General features: G+C 60.1%; 20 protein-coding genes. 6 read left to right on the top strand and 14 right to left on the bottom strand.

What is annotated here, in order from left to right:
• The first annotated feature begins 4 nt into the window (after positions 1–4).
• Positions 5–838 (top strand): NAD(+) diphosphatase, encoded by an 834-nt coding sequence (gene nudC, locus AB4P90_RS16010; RefSeq protein WP_032901605.1) that lies wholly within the window; start codon positions 5–7, stop codon positions 836–838.
• On the opposite strand, the gene AB4P90_RS16005 is transcribed toward nudC, so the two are convergent.
• From AB4P90_RS16005 to AB4P90_RS15985, 5 genes are all read right to left on the bottom strand, one after another.
• Positions 806–1,585 carry a TSUP family transporter gene (locus AB4P90_RS16005; protein WP_003191011.1) on the bottom strand — a complete coding sequence of 260 codons (780 nt, stop codon included), beginning with the start codon at positions 1,583–1,585 and terminating at the stop codon, positions 806–808. The two genes, nudC and AB4P90_RS16005, sit on opposite strands and share 33 nt — an antisense overlap.
• Positions 1,586–1,694: 109 nt before the next feature.
• Positions 1,695–2,411 carry a phosphatidylcholine synthase gene (gene pcsA / locus AB4P90_RS16000; protein ID WP_014718666.1) on the bottom strand — a complete coding sequence of 239 codons (717 nt, stop codon included), beginning with the start codon at positions 2,409–2,411 and terminating at the stop codon, positions 1,695–1,697.
• A 148-nt stretch (positions 2,412–2,559) separates the two neighbouring features.
• On the bottom strand, positions 2,560–3,480 hold the full coding sequence (locus tag AB4P90_RS15995; RefSeq protein ID WP_395605134.1) for a class I SAM-dependent methyltransferase: 921 nt from the start codon (positions 3,478–3,480) through the stop codon (positions 2,560–2,562).
• 49 nt (positions 3,481–3,529) lie between these two features.
• Complete coding sequence (locus AB4P90_RS15990) at positions 3,530–4,018, bottom strand: DUF1289 domain-containing protein (RefSeq protein WP_395605133.1); 489 nt, start codon at positions 4,016–4,018, stop codon at positions 3,530–3,532.
• A gap of 146 nt (positions 4,019–4,164) precedes the next feature.
• The gene (locus tag AB4P90_RS15985; protein WP_032892020.1) at positions 4,165–5,415 is read right to left on the bottom strand and encodes a ribonucleotide-diphosphate reductase subunit beta; all 1,251 of its coding nucleotides are present in this window, start codon (positions 5,413–5,415) and stop codon (positions 4,165–4,167) included.
• 335 nt (positions 5,416–5,750) lie between these two features.
• Between AB4P90_RS15985 and AB4P90_RS15980 the strand changes: the two genes are divergently transcribed.
• Positions 5,751–5,966, top strand: a complete 216-nt coding sequence (locus AB4P90_RS15980; RefSeq protein WP_003173733.1) for a molybdopterin-binding protein — start codon at positions 5,751–5,753, stop codon at positions 5,964–5,966.
• 57 nt (positions 5,967–6,023) lie between these two features.
• Here the strand turns inward: AB4P90_RS15980 and AB4P90_RS15975 are convergent, their stop codons facing one another.
• Both AB4P90_RS15975 and AB4P90_RS15970 read right to left on the bottom strand, forming a co-directional pair.
• Positions 6,024–7,169 carry a MalY/PatB family protein gene (locus tag AB4P90_RS15975; RefSeq protein WP_137270441.1) on the bottom strand — a complete coding sequence of 382 codons (1,146 nt, stop codon included), beginning with the start codon at positions 7,167–7,169 and terminating at the stop codon, positions 6,024–6,026.
• Positions 7,170–7,253: 84 nt separating this feature from the next.
• Positions 7,254–9,341: a M10 family metallopeptidase C-terminal domain-containing protein gene (locus AB4P90_RS15970; protein WP_395605132.1), complete on the bottom strand. Its 2,088-nt coding sequence runs from the start codon at positions 9,339–9,341 to the stop codon at positions 7,254–7,256.
• A gap of 261 nt (positions 9,342–9,602) precedes the next feature.
• Between AB4P90_RS15970 and ggt the strand changes: the two genes are divergently transcribed.
• Positions 9,603–11,327 carry a gamma-glutamyltransferase gene (gene ggt, locus AB4P90_RS15965; protein WP_073454660.1) on the top strand — a complete coding sequence of 575 codons (1,725 nt, stop codon included), beginning with the start codon at positions 9,603–9,605 and terminating at the stop codon, positions 11,325–11,327.
• A gap of 121 nt (positions 11,328–11,448) precedes the next feature.
• Here the strand turns inward: ggt and AB4P90_RS15960 are convergent, their stop codons facing one another.
• The 3 genes from AB4P90_RS15960 to ampC form a co-directional block, all read right to left on the bottom strand.
• Entirely contained in the window at positions 11,449–11,973 is a 525-nt protein-coding gene (locus tag AB4P90_RS15960; RefSeq protein ID WP_014718660.1) for an AAA family ATPase, read from the bottom strand.
• Entirely contained in the window at positions 11,970–12,533 is a 564-nt protein-coding gene (gene pnuC, locus AB4P90_RS15955) for a nicotinamide riboside transporter PnuC (RefSeq protein WP_395605131.1), read from the bottom strand. The genes AB4P90_RS15960 and pnuC overlap by 4 nt, the downstream gene beginning before the upstream one ends.
• A 114-nt stretch (positions 12,534–12,647) precedes the next feature.
• Positions 12,648–13,790, bottom strand: coding sequence for a class C beta-lactamase (ampC, locus tag AB4P90_RS15950; RefSeq protein ID WP_395605130.1), 1,143 nt, complete (start codon positions 13,788–13,790; stop codon positions 12,648–12,650).
• Positions 13,791–13,919: 129 nt separating this feature from the next.
• Here ampC and AB4P90_RS15945 point away from each other — a divergent pair, with 129 nt between their 5' ends.
• Positions 13,920–14,792: a LysR family transcriptional regulator gene (locus tag AB4P90_RS15945; protein WP_395605129.1), complete on the top strand. Its 873-nt coding sequence runs from the start codon at positions 13,920–13,922 to the stop codon at positions 14,790–14,792.
• Positions 14,793–14,945: 153 nt separating this feature from the next.
• Here AB4P90_RS15945 and yghX read toward each other — a convergent pair whose 3' ends face one another.
• From yghX to AB4P90_RS15930, 3 genes are read right to left on the bottom strand one after another with little or no spacing between them, the layout of a single operon-like run.
• Positions 14,946–15,833: a YghX family hydrolase gene (gene yghX, locus AB4P90_RS15940; protein WP_032902927.1), complete on the bottom strand. Its 888-nt coding sequence runs from the start codon at positions 15,831–15,833 to the stop codon at positions 14,946–14,948.
• Between the two features lie 44 nt (positions 15,834–15,877).
• Positions 15,878–16,372 carry a PaaI family thioesterase gene (locus tag AB4P90_RS15935; protein ID WP_014718655.1) on the bottom strand — a complete coding sequence of 165 codons (495 nt, stop codon included), beginning with the start codon at positions 16,370–16,372 and terminating at the stop codon, positions 15,878–15,880.
• A gap of 50 nt (positions 16,373–16,422) precedes the next feature.
• The gene (locus tag AB4P90_RS15930; protein WP_003190848.1) at positions 16,423–17,313 is read right to left on the bottom strand and encodes a DMT family transporter; all 891 of its coding nucleotides are present in this window, start codon (positions 17,311–17,313) and stop codon (positions 16,423–16,425) included.
• 89 nt (positions 17,314–17,402) lie between these two features.
• Here AB4P90_RS15930 and AB4P90_RS15925 point away from each other — a divergent pair, with 89 nt between their 5' ends.
• Positions 17,403–18,728, top strand: coding sequence for a PLP-dependent aminotransferase family protein (locus AB4P90_RS15925; protein WP_395605128.1), 1,326 nt, complete (start codon positions 17,403–17,405; stop codon positions 18,726–18,728).
• A 7-nt stretch (positions 18,729–18,735) separates the two neighbouring features.
• Here the strand turns inward: AB4P90_RS15925 and AB4P90_RS15920 are convergent, their stop codons facing one another.
• Complete coding sequence (locus tag AB4P90_RS15920) at positions 18,736–19,167, bottom strand: nuclear transport factor 2 family protein (RefSeq protein WP_014718653.1); 432 nt, start codon at positions 19,165–19,167, stop codon at positions 18,736–18,738.
• 154 nt (positions 19,168–19,321) lie between these two features.
• Between AB4P90_RS15920 and AB4P90_RS15915 the strand changes: the two genes are divergently transcribed.
• On the top strand, positions 19,322–19,555 hold the full coding sequence (locus AB4P90_RS15915; protein WP_014718652.1) for a DUF6434 domain-containing protein: 234 nt from the start codon (positions 19,322–19,324) through the stop codon (positions 19,553–19,555).
• The last annotated feature ends 39 nt before the right edge of the window (positions 19,556–19,594 follow it).

Raw genomic sequence — 19,594 nt, 5'->3', positions numbered from 1 at the left:
TGACATGACCCCAGGCTGGATTACCACAACGCTGCTGGACAACGACGCCCCCGGCGGCTGGGCCGTCGCCCGCAGCCGCGAAGGCTTTTTACACGATACCAACGGCCCGCTGTTCCCGCGCGAATGGCTCAAGCGCCAGGACCTGTCGGTGTTTGCCGAACACGGCATCGGCCATCTCGATGGCGAGCCGGTGTACCTGTTGGAACTCAACGCGTCGGCAGAGGTGCCAGGGTGCAGTTGGCAAGGCTTGCGCGGCTTTATGCTGCAAGGTGATCACACCCTGTACAAGGTGCTGGGCTACGCCGCGCAGATCGGCACCTGGGCGCGGGAGCACCGTTTTTGTGGCAGTTGCGGCCAGGCGATGGTACAGGTGCCGCGGGAGCGGGCGATGTATTGCCAGGCCTGCGACCTGCGCAGCTATCCACGCATCTCGCCAAGCATGATCGTGCTGGTGACCCGTGGCGATGACATCCTGCTGGCGCGCTCGCCGCGTTTCGTCACGGGGGTCTACAGCACCCTGGCCGGTTTTGCCGAGCCGGGTGAGTCCGCCGAAGACTGCCTGATCCGTGAAGTGCGCGAAGAGGTGCAGTTGGAGGTCAAGAACATCCAGTACATGGGCAGCCAATGTTGGCCGTTCCCTCACTCGATGATGCTGGGCTTTCACGCCGAATACGCCGGTGGCGATATCGTTCCCCAGGCCGACGAGATCGAGGACGCGCAGTGGTTCAATATCCACGAGCTGCCGCCGTTGCCGGCGTCACGCTCGATTGCGCGTTACCTGATCGACCTCTACGTGGCCCGCCGCCTAGGCCACGCTGAACCAGTGCTGCCAGGCTAGGCGCACGGTCAGGCCCAGCACCACGGTGATAAACACTGGGCGGATGAATTTGGCGCCGCCGCTGATCGCGCTGCGTGCGCCAAAGAACGCGCCACACATCACCGACACACCCATCGCCAGGCCGACGATCCAGTCCACCGACCCATTGATGATGAACACCGTCAGCGCCGCGGCGTTGCTGACGAAGTTCATGCTGCGCGCCACGCCGCTGGCCTTCACCAGATCGATGGGGTGCAGCAGCATCGTGCTGACCGTCCAGAACGCCCCCGTGCCGGGCCCGGCCACGCCATCGTAAAAGCCCAGGCCAAAGCCCTGGGTGGCTTGCCATTTCTTTTTGATCGGTGCCTCGGCATCCAGTGGCGCCTTGGGCGTGCCCCCGAACAGCAGGTACACACCGCAGGCGAAGACGATCACCGGGAGCATCTTGTTCAGGGTTTCGGCAGGCAAGTAATGAGCGACGACCGCGCCGGTCAGTGCACCGATCAAGGTACCGACAATGGCGTGCACCCATTGGCGTGGGTGGAACAGCTTGCGGCGGTAGAAGGTAAAACTGGCGGTGGCCGAGCCGAAGGTGGAGCTGAGCTTGTTGGTGCCCAGCACCAGATGCGGCGGCATACCGGCGGTGAGCAGGGCCGGGGTGGTCAACAAACCGCCACCGCCGGCGATGGCGTCGATAAAACCGGCGATAAAAGCGACAACGGCCAGGATGGCCAGGGTGGTGAGGTCTACGCTGAGTTCGAAGGGCATGGGCAGGGCTTATTGTTGGAGGGCCGCAGAAGGCCAGCATCTTACTGCGATGTGACTCAAATGTGGGAGGTGGCAAGCCTCTCCCACATCTTTTACCGGGCCCGCCTGGTTATTTGTGCGCGCCCAGCCATTCCACGGCCGTGCGCCAGATGCAGATACCCAGGAAGTACGCCGACATCAGCGACCACAAGCCAAATGTCCAAGGGTTGGTATTCGGGTAATCCACCACCATCAGGAAGCTGCACAGCAGCCAGATAGTGGTCACCGCGATGTTGATCGGCATGAAACGCTTGACCCGGAACGGGTGCAGGAACTTCATCGGCGTCACGGTCAACAGCGCCAGGCCGATCACGGTCAGCAAGGTGACCCAGGCATCCGGCTGGATGATATAGACGCACAGGGCAACGACGTTCCAGGCGGCAGGGAAGCCGACGAAGTAGTTGTCCTTGCTCTTCATGTTCACATTGCAAAAGCAGAACAGCGACGACACCAGGATCACCGACACCGCAAACAGGTGGGTGAACTCGGGCAGGTCGATGTAGCGGTAGATAAACAGGGCAGGAATGAACACGTAGGTGAGGTAGTCGATCACCAGGTCCAGCACCGAGCCGTCAAAGCTGGGCAGCACCGTGCTGACATTCACCCGTCGCGCCAGCGAGCCGTCGACGCCATCCACCACCAGTGCCAGGCCCAGCCACAGCAGGCACGCCTTGGGGGAGTTTTCCAGCAGCGCCAGGGTGGCCAAAAAGGCCAGTACCACACCGGTGGCGGTAAAGCCGTGGGCGCCCCAGGCTTTGAGTCTGGCTACATGCAGGGTCGATATCACGGGCGGTTCTCCAAAAGGTCAAACGGGGCAGCCGACGACGTAGCGCCGTCGAGTCTGGCCAGGGAATGCAGGTATCGACCGGGAAGGGGAGGATAAGGTTCACCGCCCGGCGTATCCGTTAGCGTAGCAAGCGTAGGATGTTTCGGCATCAGCCCTGACGGAACACCAGTGCCTTTAGTCCACTCTGCGGATCAATGTCAGGAAATTCCGGTGGGTTTTTCAGCCGCTGTACAAACCGCAGGCCCGGTGCTTCGCGGGTCACGCCGTCGATCAGGAAATCTTCGCCGAAGGCCGGATCGTTCATGCATGCCAGTACGGTGCCGTGGGCACTGAGCAAGTCCGGCAGGCGGCGCAGCACGCGCTGGTAATCCTTGGTCAGCAGGAAACTGCCTTTCTGGAAGGAGGGCGGGTCGATGATCACCAGGTCATAAGGACCGTTGTTCGTCACCTTGGCCCAGGACTTGAACAGGTCGTGGCCCAGGAAACTCACCCGGCTCAGGTCGTGCCCATTCAAACGATGGTTGTCGCGGCCACGGCTGAGGGCACCACGGGCCATATCCAGGTTCACCACATGGTCGGCGCCGCCTTCGATGGCGGCCACGGAAAAACCGCAGGTATAGGCAAACAAATTCAGCACGCGCTGGCCCTGTGCTTGCTCACGTACCCAGTTGCGCCCGTAACGCATGTCGAGAAACAGCCCGCTGTTCTGTTTTTTACCCAGGTCGATCAGGTAGCGCAGGCCGCCCTCGGTGATGGTCAACTCGTCGATGGCGTCGCCCACCAGCCATTCGGTGGTGCTTTGCGGCAGGTAGCGGTGTTGCAGGGCCACGGTGTGCGCGCCGAAAGCGGCCCAGTCGATGTGCAGTAGCGTCTGCTTCAGGGCCTGCAGGTGCTCGGTTTCCTTGAACAACGCCACCAGCACCACCCCTTGCAGCCAGTCCACCGTCAGTTGTTCCAGGCCCGGCCAGCAGCGGCCACGGCCATGGAACAGGCGCCGGGTTTCCGCGGGCGCGTCAGCCAGGACAGTGAGCAAGTGGGCATGCAGGGTAGCGAGTGCGTCTGGGTTCATCGTTAAGGGTCAGTCATCGGGCGGGCGGCATTTTAAACACAACTGTGGGTCAGCGCGTGGCAATCAGCGCCGGGCCGAATGACTCTTTCAAGAAAACCGGGGCGATATAGCGCTCGTAATGTGCCTCGGACAGCAGAAAAAACTCTCGATCTATCGCATCGCGCAAATCCGCCAGGTGGCGTTCGCGAAACTCCGGTAACAGCGTCAACCCATAGGCATGCAGCTTGGAAATCACCCGCGCTCCGCGCGCAATCAACTGGTATGCCCAGCAATACGGCGACTGGTGCGGCATAAAACGAATCTTGCGCGCTTCCAGCTGCTGTCGCAGGCAGTGCGGGTCGAACACTTCCAGCTTGCTGGCCATCACCTGCACCAGCAGTTGTTCCAGGCGCAGCCACACCGCCTGTTTTTCCTCGGCGTTATAGCCATTCCACTGGATCACCTCGTGGTGATAACGCTTGCAGCCCCGACAGACCAGGTCACCGTAGACGGTGGAACACAGCCCGACGCAGGGGGTTTTGATGGTGTGGTTGGGCATAAAGGCTTACTTGCAAAGTCTATGGATCACAATAGCCAATGTGGGAGCTGGCTTGCCCGCGATAGCTGTGTGTCAGTGGGTACATCCGTGACTGATACACCGCTATCGCGGGCAAGCCCGCTCCCACATTTTTTGGTTCGTGTTGATTAGTCCCAGCTCAACGCGCCGCCAGTCTGATACTCGATCACACGGGTCTCGAAGAAGTTTTTCTCTTTCTTCAAGTCCATGATCTCGCTCATCCACGGGAACGGGTTGGTGGTGCCTGGGTACTCTTCCTTCAAGCCGATCTGCGACAGGCGACGGTTCGCGATGAACTTGAGGTAATCCTCCATCATCGCCGCGTTCATGCCCAGCACCCCACGCGGCATGGTGTCACGCGCGTATTCGATCTCCAGCTGCGTACCCTGCAGAATCATCTGGGTCGCTTCTTCCTTCATCTCGGCATCCCACAGGTGTGGGTTTTCGATTTTGATCTGGTTGATCACGTCGATACCGAAGTTCAGGTGCATCGACTCATCGCGCAGGATGTACTGGAACTGCTCGGCCACGCCGGTCATCTTGTTGCGGCGGCCCATGGACAGGATCTGGGTGAAGCCGCAGTAGAAGAAGATGCCTTCCAGTACGCAGTAGTAGGCGACCAGGTTGCGCAGCAGTTCCTTGTCGGTGTCGACGGTGCCGGTTTCGAACTTCGGATCGGAGATCGAGCGGGTGTACTTCAGGCCCCAGGCGGCCTTTTTGGCCACCGATGGAATCTCGTGGTACATGTTGAAGATCTCGCCTTCATCCATGGCCAGCGATTCGATGCAGTACTGGTAGGCGTGGGTGTGGATCGCTTCTTCGAAGGCTTGGCGCAGGATGTACTGGCGGCACTCCGGGTTGGTGATCAGGCGGTACACGGCCAGCACCAGGTTGTTGGCTACCAGGGAGTCGGCGGTGGAGAAGAAGCCCAGGTTGCGCATGACGATGCGGCGCTCGTCGTCGGTCAGGCCTTCGGGGTTTTTCCACAGGGCGATGTCGGCGGTCATGTTGACCTCTTGCGGCATCCAGTGGTTGGCGCAGCCGTCGAGGTACTTCTGCCAGGCCCAGTCGTACTTGAATGGCACGAGTTGGTTGAGGTCGGCGCGGCAGTTGATCATGCGCTTTTCATCAACGGCGACGCGGGCGGAGGCACCTTCCAGCTCGGCGAGGCCTTCGGCGACGTCGAGTTTGTCCAGGGCGGCCTTGGCGCGCACGATGGCGGCGGAGTCGTTGGCGGTGACGGCGCGGGCTTCCACGGCGGCAGCGGCGCCGGCACCGTCGAGGCGGTCCATGTTGGCTTCGGTGGCGTGGCCGGCGTTGGCGCCTTTGATCACCGCTGCACCGGTGTCTTCGTTGTCGACTTCATCCCAACTCAGCATGGAAATACTCCTTCCTGGTACTCGAAAAATAAATGTTTTTGCAGGCTACAAGGCATTGAAATACTGCGCGTAGTGTGATCGGTAAAATACCAGCGCTGCACACTATGTAGTGGTCTGATCTGTTTGTAGGCACACTATATGGGGTGTAACAAAGTTGGTCAACGCACAAGATGTGCGGTCATAGGTCGCTGCTGGGCACGACACATAATTTTTTGATATACCCTTATCGAATAAATAAATAGGTATTTATTCCTTTTAATATTTTATCCGGCAGCGCATTTTGAGGGCCTGCGCATTCGTGCGGATTGACCCCAACAGCCAAAAGGAAAGCCGACATGACCATCAAAGCGATCAACGTGCGCAACCAGTTCAAAGGCGTGATCAAGGAGATTCTGCTGGGGGAAGTGGTGTCGGAAATCGACGTGCAGACCGCATCGGGCATTGTGACGTCGGTGATCACCACGCGCTCGGTGCGTGACCTGGAATTGAAGGTGGGCAGCGAAGTGATTGCCTTTGTGAAATCGACGGAAGTGTCCATCGCCAAGTTGTGAGTGGACAAAACAGCCCGGGAAGAGGCGCGTTCTCTTCCCGTGCAACTGCGACCGAAGTCAGCGGTTTTGCAAGCAGATCTCCATGCGTTCGACGCCTTCCTCCAGCATCAATCGTGGGCACCCGAAGTTCAGGCGCACGAACTGTTGGCTGTCATCACCAAATTCGATCCCCGCGCTCAGGCCGACCTTGGCTTGCTCAAGGAAAAACTGCTGTGGGTCATCCAGGCCAAGAGCGCTGCAATCGAGCCACGCCAGGAAGGTGCCCTGTGGTGCATGCATCACCACGCCGGGCAGGCGGGTTTTTACCGCGTCAAGCAGGTAGTCGCGGTTGGCTTGCAGGTACTGCACCAGCGCGCTGAGCCAGTCGGTGCATTCGCTGTAGGCGGCGCGGGTGGCTTCCAGGCCCAGAGGGCTGACGCTGTCGACCATGCCACAGCGCGCCTGATTGAAACGCTCGCGCACCTCGGCGTTCTGGATCACGGCGAAGCAGGTCTTCAGGCCGGCCACGTTATACGCCTTGCTCGCCGACATCAGCGTGATGGTGCGCTGGGCAATCTCTGGGCTGAGGCTGGCGGTGGGGATGTGGCGACGGCCGTCAAAGCACAGCTCGGCGTGGATTTCGTCGCTGATGATCAATGCGCCGGTTTCCAGGCAGGCATTGGCCACTGCCATCAGCTCTCCACGGGGAAACACTTTGCCGATGGGGTTGTGCGGGTTGCTCAGCAACAGGGCTCCGGCCCCGTTTAGGGCTTGGCGCATCGCGGGCAGGGGCGTGAGGAACTCGCCGTTGACTTGCTTGAACGGCACCTCGATGCGTGGCAGGTTCCAGTTGCCGGGCGCCAGGCGAATCGGCCGATAGTTGGGGGTTTGCAGCACCACCGCCTGGCCAGGCTGGACGAAGGCGTGCAGGGCCATATTGAAGCCAGGCTCGACGCCAGGCAGGAACAGCAGTTCTTCGGGCTGTACGCGCCAGGCGTACTTGGCCCACAGGTCAGCGACGATGGCGTCGCGCACGTCCGGGCCGGCCACGCTGTAGCCGAGAATCTGCTGGTCGAGCCGCGCGTGCAGGGCTTGCAAGATGGCGGGCGGCGCGGCGATGTCCATATCGGCGATCCACATCGGCAGAACATCTTTCGGGTAACGGCTCCACTTGGTACTGCCGGTATCGAAGCGTGAGTGGATGGTTTCGAAATCAAAGCTCATGGACAGGCTCGTATCAGGGCGGCGGTAAAAGAATGGCGCCGATTCTAGCGTCATTTGCTTTAATGCACGATGTTGCTCACGCCTTCAGAGATAGGTGCCTACCGGCAAATTAAGGCCGATCACATCCTCACTGCTGATTGGCCGGGTGCTTTTGATCAAGAAGTCGGTCTTGCGATCCCCGGTCAGATCAATACCCAGAAAGTACCTGTTAGTGGCAGGGTTTCGCACGAGGATAGTGTCGCCAGCCCGGCCGCTGTACTGGCTGACATAGTTAAGGGTGACACCTTCTTTTGCGCTCATTTCGCTCAGGTCGATTGTGTCTTTGCCTGTAGTGAAATCCACTAGCAGGTCGGCGCTATCACGGAGCGAGTCGGCGGCGGCGCGGTACTTGAACGTGTTGAAACCGCCGTTGCCCATCAATTTGTCGGCCCCGGCGGCACCCACCAGTACGTTGTCAGCGCTATTGCCGGTAATACGGTCAGCGCCATTACCGCCAATTGCATTCTCGATGACGGTGTCAGTTGCGATACTGATATTGCCCTTCAGGCCCCCGATATCCGAGCTTGCGCCGGGCGTGAGATCAATTCGCTGGTTTTGGCAGAAGGCAGAGAAGTCAAACGTGTCGTTGCCTGCTTTGTCTGCGACAGTAAAGTGCGGCTTATCGCAAGGTGACGTAAGAGACGTACCTGCTTTGCCGCTGTTGGAGTTGAATCCATAGACGGTATCGGTAGGGCTGCTTTCAGGCTGAGGCGCAGGCTTGGGACATGGTTGGGGCTTTGGCTCAGGTGTCGGGCGCGGGGTTGGCTGCGGCTCGGGTGCTGGGGTAGGGTCAGGCTTGGGCTGTGGCGTTGGCGCTGTATCGGCAGACGTAATAAGGTCTTCGGACTTTATGGGATGTTTACTCAAAATCTTAAACGCAGACGTGGTACCTCCGCTCACGTCCAGCGTTAACGTGTACATCTTGATAGTGTCATCGTACGCCAATACCAGTTCACCTTTACGGCCGGTCAATTTGCTGACTATGTCTGGCTGGCGGATGCCGGCCTCTTTAAGGACGTTAACTAGGTCAATTTTATCGACGCCGCTGGTGAAGTCAGTGATGGTGTCCGGTTTGCTGGCAGAGGTGTCGCTGGCTTTGCTGTATACAAATGTATCTGCACCACCACCTCCTGTGAGGTTGTCGGCCCCGGCTCCCCCGGTTATATGATTGTTGGCCTGATTGCCGATCAGTACGTCATTTCCTGAGCCGCCAATGGCATTTTCCATAACGACGCCTTTGGCAATGGACACATTACCGCGCCGGCCGCCCACGTCCGAGAGTGCCTGGGCATTAAGGTTAATTCTCTGGTTCTGTTTATATCCGGAGAAATCCAGTGTGTCATTGCCACCGCCATCCCAGATACAAAAAGCTACCATGTCATCGGAAGACTTTAAACTGTAGTAGTCGCGTTCTGAGTTTGAGTTGAATCCGTAAGTTGTATCGCCTTTACGAGTTTCATAGTTGGGTTCGTAGAGACGCTGAATCGCTTCGATATCATGCATCATTGGCGTTGAGGTGGCGTCAGAGACGCTGACGCCATTGGTCGCCGGACGGTACCAAGGTGTGTTATAGCTCATGGCAGTATGGGTTTTGCTATTCTCCGGATAGTTACCTTCCGGATGTTGAAGCCCCAAACCATGGCCCAGTTCGTGAATCATTGAAGCGTTCAAGGGGAATCTGCTATCTCCTGTACCAATGCCTATGTTCTGAAGACTCCCTTGATCATTTGGGTAGACCGCATAGCCCCCTACACCGCTGTTGGCGTGAAGCACAAAGGAAGCATCCGTATTCTTGGCATGCTCGGTAAACTTGACTTTTACCACATCCTCCCAGGCCTGCATTGAACTTCTGAAGGCTTTTTTTCTGGCCTCGCTGAGCTCGAGGGCCCCCCCATTCTTGCGCCAATTCGTGTCGGGGTCATTCGAGTTGAAGAATTTGTAGGAAACGTCAATTTTGCCGTCGTTATTTTTGTCTTTGATTTTGTAATTATTTCGCGTCAGGTTTTTTGCGACTTTATCTGAAAGTGAAGAGGCAACTGAGTTGTTTGCAGTCGACTGAAGTTGCGCGGGTGGCGCTGAATATTCAGAGTGGTCGCGAAGAAAGTTAGGCCGAACGCGCGGGATCGCTGACATGATTGTTTCTCAATGTAATGTTAATAGTGGGAGTGTTTACATAGGGGTGGCAGACGCAAAGTACCTAATTCAATGGCTAGATGAAAACTGACTCTGTATTGCAGTATGTTGGCGTGTTCAAGCTGCATGCCTGTGAAATAGCGGCCAATAGGGCGAGTGTGTCCCATGACCGACAAGTTCTGTGTCAAAAGCGCCATCGCGCTGGGGATTTAGTCAGGCGAGGGCTATTTTGGTGCATCTCAATAATCAGAGTAGCCATGGATGAAATACCAACCCTTGAGTCACACCTTGATTGCTACCGCGCTGGTATTAACGATCAACGGGGTGCATGCAGCTTCCCAGGCCCCGGTTGCGGGTGAAAATGGCATGGTGGTGACGGCCCAGCACCTGGCAACCCATGTGGGTGTCGATGTGCTCAAGGCCGGCGGCAACGCGGTCGATGCGGCGGTGGCGGTAGGTTATGCGCTGGCGGTGGTGTACCCGGCGGCGGGCAATCTGGGCGGCGGTGGCTTCATGACCGTGCAACTGGCGGACGGGCGCAAGACCTTCCTCGACTTCCGCGAAAAAGCCCCGTTGGCGGCGACGGCTGACATGTACCTCGACAAGGCCGGCAATGTGGTCGAAGGCCTCAGCGCCAAAGGCCATTTGGCGGTCGGCGTACCGGGCACGGTGTCCGGCATGGAACTGGCCCTGAGCAAATACGGCACACTCAAGCGCGCCCAAGTGATTGCCCCGGCGATCAAGCTGGCGGAAAACGGCTTTGACCTGGAGCAGGGCGATATCGACCTGTTGCACACCGCCACCGGTGAGTTCGAAAAAGACCAGGATATGCGTGGCATCTTCCTGCATAACGGCGAGCCGATGCAGGTAGGCCAGAAGCTGGTGCAGAAGGACCTGGCCAAGACCCTCAAGGAAATCTCGGCCAAGGGCACCGACGGTTTCTATAAAGGCTGGGTCGCCAAGGCGGTGGTGGATTCCAGCCAGGCCGGCAAAGGCATCATCACCCAGGCTGACCTCGACGCCTACAAAACCCGCGAACTGGCCCCCATCGAGTGCGACTACCGTGGCTACCATGTGGTCTCGGCGCCGCCACCCAGCTCGGGCGGTGTGGTGATCTGCCAGATCATGAATATCCTCGAAGGCTACCCGATGGCCGATCTGGGCTATCACTCGGCCCAGGGCCTGCACTACCAGATCGAAGCGATGCGCCACGCCTACGTGGACCGCAACAGCTATCTCGGCGACCCGGACTTCGTGAAGAACCCCATTGAGCACCTGCTGGACAAAAACTACGCGGCCAAGCTGCGCGCGGCGATCGAACCGCAGAAGGCCGGTGACTCCCAGGCGATCAAGCCAGGTGTATCGCCCCATGAAGGCAATAACACCACCCACTATTCCATCGTCGACCAATGGGGCAACGCGGTCTCGGTGACCTATACCCTCAACGACTGGTTTGGCGCCGGGGTGATGGCGAGCAAGACCGGGGTGATCCTCAACGATGAAATGGACGACTTCACCGTCAAGGTCGGCGTACCGAATATGTATGGGCTGGTGCAGGGCGAAGCCAACGCCATCGCACCGGGCAAGGCGCCGCTGTCATCGATGAGCCCGACCATCGTCACCAAGGACGGCAAGGCGGTGATGGTGGTCGGTACACCGGGGGGCAGTCGCATCATCACTGCGACTTTGCTGACCATCCTGAATGTCATCGACTACAAGATGAATATCCAGGAAGCCGTGGACGCGCCGCGTTTCCACCAGCAGTGGATGCCTGAGACCACCAACCTTGAGACGTTTGCCGTGAGCCCGGATACCCAGAAGATTCTCGAGAGCTGGGGCCATAAGTTTGCAGGTCCCCAAGATGCCAACCATTTGGCCGCGATCCTGGTCGGTGCGCCTTCTCTGGATGGCAAGCCGGTGGGTAACAACCGCTTCTATGGGGCCAATGACCCGCGACGCAATACGGGGTTGTCGTTGGGCTACTGAAGCCTGGTACGGTAAAAAATGTGGGAGCGGGCTTGCCCGCGAAAGCGGTGGGTCAGTCTATGCATGTGCTAGCTGATACAGAGCATTCGCGAGCAAGCCCGCTCCCACAGGGGGCAGTGTGTCAGGGCTTGAGCAGCTGGGTTACTGCGGCAAATGCCGCCTGGCGCCGTTGTTCCCAGTCTCCACCAATCACCACCCGTGGCTGTCGATGCTCCTGCATCCACTCCAGGCTGGCCTGAAAAAACGCCCGGCGATCCGCCAGTTCCGGCTGGCAGCGCTGGCCGTCGGCACTCCATTCCACGTCTTCGGGGGAGAGCAGCAGGTGCAGGTCGTAATGCCGCGCCAGGAGTTCGTCATCAAGCCAGCCGGGGTAATCGCCGAACAGGGTCTGGCTCCAGAGTTTGTTGGTCAGCAGGTGGGTGTCGAGGATCAGCAACGCGGGGCATTTGGCGCGGGCGGCATCCTCCCAGGCCAACTGGCCTTCGGCGATGGCCGGGATATCCGCCAGGGTGGTGTCGCGCTGATGCTGATCGATGAAGTACCGCACATATTCCCCCACCATCAACCCGCCGAAGTGCGCGTGCAACTGCGCCGCCAGCCAGCTCTTGCCGCTGGATTCGGGGCCCGCCAATACCACCACTTTCATGTGCGCAACGCCGGGTCGGCGCGCCACTCGCGCCAACCTTGCACGGCAATCACGGTAAACAGCGCGTAGAGCGCGGCGGTGAGGTAGAGGCCTTTGTAAAGGAACAGGCCGACGAAGATCACATCGACCACGATCCATAATGCCCAGCACTGCACGCGTTTTTGCGCCATCCACATCTGCGCCACCAGGCTGAAACCGGTGAGCGCGGCGTCCAGCCAGGGCTGGGCGGCGTCGGTCCAGTGGGCCATGGCGGCACCCAGCAACAGGCTGCCGACGGCGCCAACAGCCAGGCTGGCCATGATCGCCGGCACGCCCAGGCTAGTGACCTGGCGGCCCTGCTTGACCTCGCCGGCGCGGGTCCACTGCCACCAGCCGTAGACCTGCAAGGCCGCATAGACCAATTGCAGGAGCATGTCGGAGTAGAGCTTGACCTCAAAGAAAACCCAGGTGTAGAGCAGCACCATCATCAGGCCGATGGGCCAGCACCAGGGGTTTTGTTTGACCGTTAGCCAAACGGCGATCACCCCCAGGGCGGCGGCAAACAGTTCAAGCCCGGACATGGCGGATCCTTGGGGGAGTGGGAGAGGGGCGGTGATTGTACCTAGAGCCCAGCGATCTTCAAACGTGCACCACCGACACTAAGGCAAGCCCCCGCCCATCGGGGTATACCGGCTTCAGTTATCCATTGCACTCAAGATCGCATAAGCCACTTTCACCCGTTCGGCATTCGGGTAGTTCTTGTTGGCGAGGATTACCACACCCATGTCCTTGCTGGGTACATACGCCACATAGGCGCCAAAGCCGCCGGTGGAGCCGGTTTTGTTGTAGAGCACGTTGGCGGGCTGCGGCTGGGCGGGTTTGAGCCAGTTAACCTTGTGCGGCTCCATCGCCATCGGTGTGGAGTTGCCGTCAAGCAACGCTTGCAGGGCGATGGGGTAGGGGTAGCGTTCCCAGCCCAGGCCCTGGGTCATGCCGTTGACGGTGTAGTAGCCGGCGTGAGTGGTGGCAAGGGCCTGCTGCACCGGTTGCTCCAGGGTTTGCGGGTGCATGTTCGCGATCACGTAGCGGGCCAGGTCCTGGCTGCTGCTCTTGAGGCCATAGGCTTCGAAGTCCAGGGCGCCGGGGTTGACACGTACCGGCTTCTGCTGGCTGTCATAGCCCTGGGCGTACTGGCCGGCCTTGTCGGCGGGGACGCGAGTGTAGGTATTGGTCAAGCCCAGCTTGGGCAGCAGGGTTTTTTCCATGGCGACGGTGAACGGCTGGCCCAGGCTTTTTGCGGTCACGTAACCGAACAGGCCAATGCTGGGGTTGGAATACAGGCGTTGTTCCCCCGGTGCGTAAGTGGGTTTCCACTGCCGGAAATAATCCATCATGGTGGTTGCACTGTCGGCGGTATCCGGAAACTGCAGCGTCAGGCCGCCGGCGGTATAGGTGGCCAGTTGCAGCAGGCTGATGCGATCGAACGCGCTGCCAGCCAAAACGGGCAGATGTTGGCTGGTCATGTCCGACAGCTTGAGCTTGCCGATGGCCTGGGCATACCCGCCGAGGGTGGCGTTGAAGGTTTTGCTCACTGAGCCGATTTCGAACAGGGTGTTTTCAGTGACGGGTGCCTGGGTGTCTTTGGCGGCGACGCCGTAGTTAAAGTATTGCACTTTGCCGTGCTGGACGACCGCGACCGTCAGGCCCGGGATGCCTTGCTGTTTCATCAGAGGGGTGACGTGGCTGTCCACGACCTGGCGCATGTCGGTGGCGGCCATGCAGCTGCCGGCGCCCAGCAACAGGGCTGAAACCGCATATTTTTTCAGGGTGTGTTTCATGGTTCGCTTCCATGTAAATAAGGCAGTGGCGATGGTGGCCTGCGCAGGCGTGGCAAATGTAGGTGGATTTCCCGACGTGGGCAAACGATGATATCTCGCACCAGCCATTAGAAAAATTTGGGTCATGTCATGCTGCGTTCCCACCTGCCGCTCAATGCCTTGCGCGCCTTCGAAGCGTCGGCGCGCCATTTGAGCTTTACCCGTGCGGCCATTGAGCTGTGCGTGACCCAAGCGGCAGTCAGTCATCAGGTCAAAAGTCTCGAAGCGCAACTCAACGTCACGCTGTTCAAGCGCCTGCCTCGGGGCTTGATGCTCACCAGCGAAGGCGAATCCCTGCTGCCCGTGCTGCGTGACGCCTTCGACCGTATCGCCCTGACCTTGGATCAGTTTGAAGGCGGCCATTACCGTGAAGTCCTGACGGTGGGGGCGGTCGGTACCTTTGCGGTGGGCTGGTTGTTGCCACGCCTGGCGGATTTTCATAGCCGCTACCCGTTGATCGACTTACGCTTGTCCACCCACAACAACCGCGTGGATGTCGCCGCCGAGGGCCTGGATTATGCCATCCGCTTTGGCGCCGGCGCGTGGCACGGCACCGATGCGTGCCCTTTGCTTGAGGCACCGTTGACGGTGTTGTGCGTGCCGCAGATTGCCGAACAACTGCGCAGCCCGGCTGACGTGTTGAAGCATACCTTGCTGCGTTCCTACCGTGCCGATGAGTGGAGCCTGTGGTTCCAGGCCGCCGGTTTGCCCAGCGATACCCGGGTGCCGCGCAGCGTGGTGTTCGACTCCTCGCTGGCAATGATGGAGGCCGCGCTGCAAGGTGCCGGCGTGGCACTGGCGCCAGCTCGTATGTTTTCGCGGCAATTGGAGAACGATGTGATCCGCCAGCCGTTCGAGGTGGGGATCACCACCGGCAGCTATTGGTTGACGCGCTTGCAGTCGCGGGCTGAGACACCCGCGATGGTGGCGTTCAAAGGGTGGTTGCAGGCGAGTGTTGCCTGAGCTGACGCCGATCAGTCTAGCGAACGCAATGCCCAAAGCAATGAAGATCCAAGGTGGGAGCTGGCTTGCCTGCGAAAGCGGTTGTGCAGTCACAGGTGCAGCGACTGACACACTGCCTTCGCGGGCAAGCCCGCTCCCACCGTCAGCGCTTGGCTAGGCGAGGTATTGGCGGAACCATCCCAGGGTGCGTTCCCAGGCAAGGTTCGCCGCTGCTTCGTCATAGCGCGGTGTCGAATCATTATGGAATCCGTGGTTGGCGCCCTTGTAGATAAACGCCTCATACCTCGTCCCCGCGGCCTTCAATGCCTGTTCATACGCCGGCCAGCCTTCATTGATGCGCGTATCCAGTTCACCGAAATGCAACAGGATCGGCGCCTTGATGCGCGGCACGTCCTTGGCGTCGGGTTGGCGCCCGTAGAAAGACACTGCCGCGCCCAGTTCCGGGTAGGCCACCGCCGCTGCATTGGTCACGCCACCGCCATAACAGAACCCGGTGATGCCGACTTTGCCCGTGCTGCTGTCGTGGTGCATCAGCCATTCGATGGCGGCGAAAAAGTCGTTCATCAGTTTGGTCGGGTCGACGGTCTGTTGCAGTGCCACGCCTTTTTCATCATTGCCAGGGTAGCCGCCCACCGAGGTCAGGCCGTCCGGGGCCAAGGCGATAAAGCCGGCCTTGGCCAGGCGTCGGGCGACGTCTTCGATATAAGGGTTCAGGCCCCGGTTTTCATGCACCACCACCACGGCTGGCAGTTTGCCTGCGGCCTTGGCTGGGCGTACCAGATAGCCGCGCACGGTGCCGTTGCCTTTGGGCGAGGGGTAGGTGATGTAGTCGGCGACGATATCCGGGTCGGTGAATTTCACCTGTTCGGCCAGGGCGTAATTGGGGCTCAGGGCCGCGAGCAATGCCGAAGCGGTGAGGCCACCGAGGGTGAACAGCGCGGCGCGGTCGAGAAATTCGCGGCGGTTGATCTTGCCGTGGGCATAGCCGTCGTAGAGTTCCAGCAGTTCGGGAGCAAAGTCTTTCGCGGTCAGACGAGTCATCGGTGCAGTCCTCGATTAGCGGTTGCCGTCACTGTAGACCAGGATCAAACCTCGCGGCCATGGGCAGCGGCGGCCAGTTGCCCGGTGTCGACGCGCACGAACACCGAGTCGCCGACGGCGGTGAGCACGCTGCCTGCATACACTTCGCAGACCACACGGCTTTTGCGGCCGATTTCGCCTTCGACCCGAGCCCGCAGGACCAGGGGCACCCCCATGGGCGTGGGTTTGATGAATTTGATCCCCAGATTACCGGTGACGCAGTCGATGCGCGGCAGGCTGCCGGGTTCACGCTGTTCGACGCGGTAGTGGTAGGCCATGGCGGTCCAGTTGGAATGGCAGTCCACCAGCATGGCGATCAGCCCACCGTAGACCAGATCCGGCCAGCCGCTGTATTTGGCCTCGGGTTGGTGCTCGGCAATGACGTGCACGCCATCGTCATCCCAGCGGCTCTTGATGTGCAGGCCATGGGGGTTGCTGCTGCCGCAGCCGTAACAGATGCCGTCCGGCGCCGTGGTGTCCTGGAGAGAAGCGCTGTGCATGCAGAGTCCTTGTTGTTGTTTGGCGACGCTTCTATTTAGCAGGCCAGGGGTCAGCGAGCAAACTTCTTCGCCCCGGCCACGCAGCCGATCACCGCCACCGTCACCAGCACCATGCCCAGGCTGACCTGTTCATGCAGCAAACCCGCCGCCAGCGCCAGGCCGAAGAACGGTTGCAGCAACTGCAACTGGCCAACCGCGGCAATCCCGCCTTGGGCCAGGCCGCGGTACCAGAATACAAAGCCGATCAACATGCTGAACAACGCCACATAGCCCAGGCTCAGCCATGCCGGCAAGCTGATACCGCTGAGGGTGGACGGCGCCAACAACAGGCTCAAGGGCGCCACCACCGGCAGCGACACCACCAGCGCCCAGCAGATCACCTGCCAGCCGCCCAGGTTGCGCGACAGCTTGGCGCCTTCGGCATACCCCAGGCCGCATGCCAGCACGGCCAACAGCATCAACACATCGCCCGCGGGTGCGGCGCTCAAGCCTTGAGCAATGGCATATCCCATCACCAACAGGCTGCCCAGGACCGAAAACAACCAGAACACCGGCCTCGGCCGTTCACCGCCGCGCAGCACACCGAACACCGCCGTAGCCAGTGGCAGCAGGCCGATAAAGACGATGGAGTGGGCCGAGGTCACGTACTGCAGGGCCAGGGCCGTCAGCAGTGGAAAGCCGATCACCACGCCAAGCGCGACGATAACCAGCGGTGCCCATTGCTGGCGTGTGGGGCGTTTTTCCTTGAATACCCCCAATAGGCACAACCCCAATAGTGCCGCGAGGGTGGCGCGGATCATGGTCAGGAACACCGGATCGAATTCCATAACCGCCAGGCGCGTGGCTGGCAGCGAGCCGCTGAAAATCACCACGCCGATAAAACCGTTGATCCAACCCTGGGTGCTGCTGTCCAGAGTGCCGAGAGGAGAAGTGCGTTCCATGGGGGACCTGTCCGAAAATGGCAGTTGCGTGCTGGGCATCCTAGGATTGAAGATTAAGACAATCAAAAAATTGTCATGGATACATCCCTATGCCCCGTGCTCGCTACAAGACGCTGGTCGATACCTTCGCCGAGGCCATCCGCAGCGGCCAATTGCAGCCCGGCACGCGGTTGCCTACCCATCGGCAATTGGCCGCCGAGCATGGCCTGGCACTGGTCACCGCCAGCCGGGTGTACAGCGAGTTGGAAGCCATGGGCCTGGTCAGCGGCGAAACCGGGCGCGGCACCTTCGTGCGTGAAATCGCGTTGCCGCCAGGGCAGGGCAGCGGGCAGATGACGGTTACGGCGGGTGTGCTCGATCTGAATTTCAACTACCCGTCCTTGCCGGGCCAGGCCGAGCTGTTGCGCACGGCGTTGCGCCAGCTCGCCCTGTCTGGCGATCTGGAGGCGCTGCTGCGCTACCAGCCCCATGCCGGGCGTGTGCACGAGCGCGCCGCCGTGGCCCGGCACTTGTTGAACCGAGGGTTGGCGGTGCAAGCCGAGCAGGTGCTTGTCGTCAGCGGCGCCCAGCATGGCCTGGCGGTGAGCATGATGACCTTGCTCAAGCCTGGGGATGTGGTCGCGGTGGATGCATTGACCTATTCGGGGTTCAAGGTACTGGCCGAAACCCTGCACCTGGAACTGGTCGCCATCCCAGTCACCGCCAGCGGCCCGGACCTGGACCACCTGCACAGCCTGTGTCGCCAGCGCCCGGTGCGAGCGGTGTACAGCATACCGACCCTGCATAACCCGCTGGGCTGGGTGATGAGCCTGGCGCAGCGCGAGCGTTTGGTGGCAGTCGCCCGGCAGCACAACCTGATGATCATCGAGGATGGCGCCTATGCGTTTCTCGCCGAAGAAGCGCCGCCGCCCTTGGCGACCCTCGCACCCGAGCTCACGGTGTACATCGGCGGGCTGTCCAAGAGTGTCGCCACCGGTTTACGCGTGGGCTTTATCGCTGCGCCTATGGCGTGGGTAAGCGGGTTGGAACGCACGATCATGGCCACTACCTGGAACGTGCCGGGGGTGATGAGCGCGATTGCGGTGGGCTGGCTCGAGGACGGCACGGTGGCGCAACTGGAGGCGCAAAAGCGTGCGGATGCCCAGGCTCGTCAAGCGTTGGCAGCACAGGTGCTGAGGGGCGTGAAGACCATCAGCCACCCGTCATCCTACTTTCTGTGGCTACCGTTGGCGGAAGACGCCCGCGCCGATCAGGTCGCCATGACCTTGCAGCGGGCGGGCATCTCGGTTTCAACCGCCGAACCGTTCGCGGTCTCGGCCCAGGTGCCCCACGCACTGCGCCTGGCCCTGGGTTCGGTGCCGATGGCGGCGTTGCGTGAGGCGCTGGTGAAGGTGCGCAAGGTGGTGGCGTGGTGAGCGATCTTCAGTACTTGTAAGCCTGGCGACCAATCAGCAGCCATTTGCCATGCTGTTTTTGCCAGACCTGGAAGTTATCGATATCGGTTGGTGTGTCCACACCGCTGTTCACTGCCAGGGCGTGGAAGTGGTTGCGCACCAGGGCGGTATCGCCATTGAGGGTGATGGTCTGGTTTTGCATCTCCAGGGTTTTGAATGCGCTGGTATGGGTTTCCAGGTCGGCAATGAATTGCGCCTTGTTCTGCACCTTGCCGCTGGAGTGGCCGTAGGTGAGCTTGTCGGACGTCAGTGCATGAAGCTGCTTGAGGTCCAGGTGCAGCATGGCTTGGGTCAATTGATCGACTGCCTGGGCTACATCCTTCTCGGCTGCGCCGGGCGCGGCGGCGACGTAGCCGCAGAACAGGCACAGAAATCCGATCAGCACTTTGAAGTTGGGCATGGGGGTTTTCCTTATTGTTGTTGGGAAATACGACGAGGTATGTCGTCGTACAACCATGCAATATTCTCAAGGGGGAAGGAAAGTGAAATTTGCAGGAGCTTGAGGTGAGGAGGCGCTAGAGTGTTAATCACCATCCGCGCAGCCGAGGTACATCATGGATTTTGACTGGCACAGCGACGTCATCACCCGTGCTACACCCGTCACCCCTAGCTACAAAAACACCCAGAACGTGCGCCGCTTTATGCTTGAGCAGTGCGGCCCGGCGTTCAAGTTCAACCGTCCATTCATGGCGTGGATTCGTAATGGCGCACCCAAGACCTTGGGGGAAGTGGTGGAGGAGTGGCAGCGTCGCAACGAGGTTCTTCGGTCGTCGCACCACGGTGTTTGAACTGAAATATGAACAAAAAGTGTGGGAGCGGGCTTGCTC

This window comes from Pseudomonas sp. B16120 (assembly GCF_044218845.1).
Taxonomy (GTDB): Bacteria; Pseudomonadota; Gammaproteobacteria; order Pseudomonadales; family Pseudomonadaceae; genus Aquipseudomonas; species Aquipseudomonas paracarnis.
This window is presented reverse-complemented; position numbering and strand designations above follow the sequence as displayed.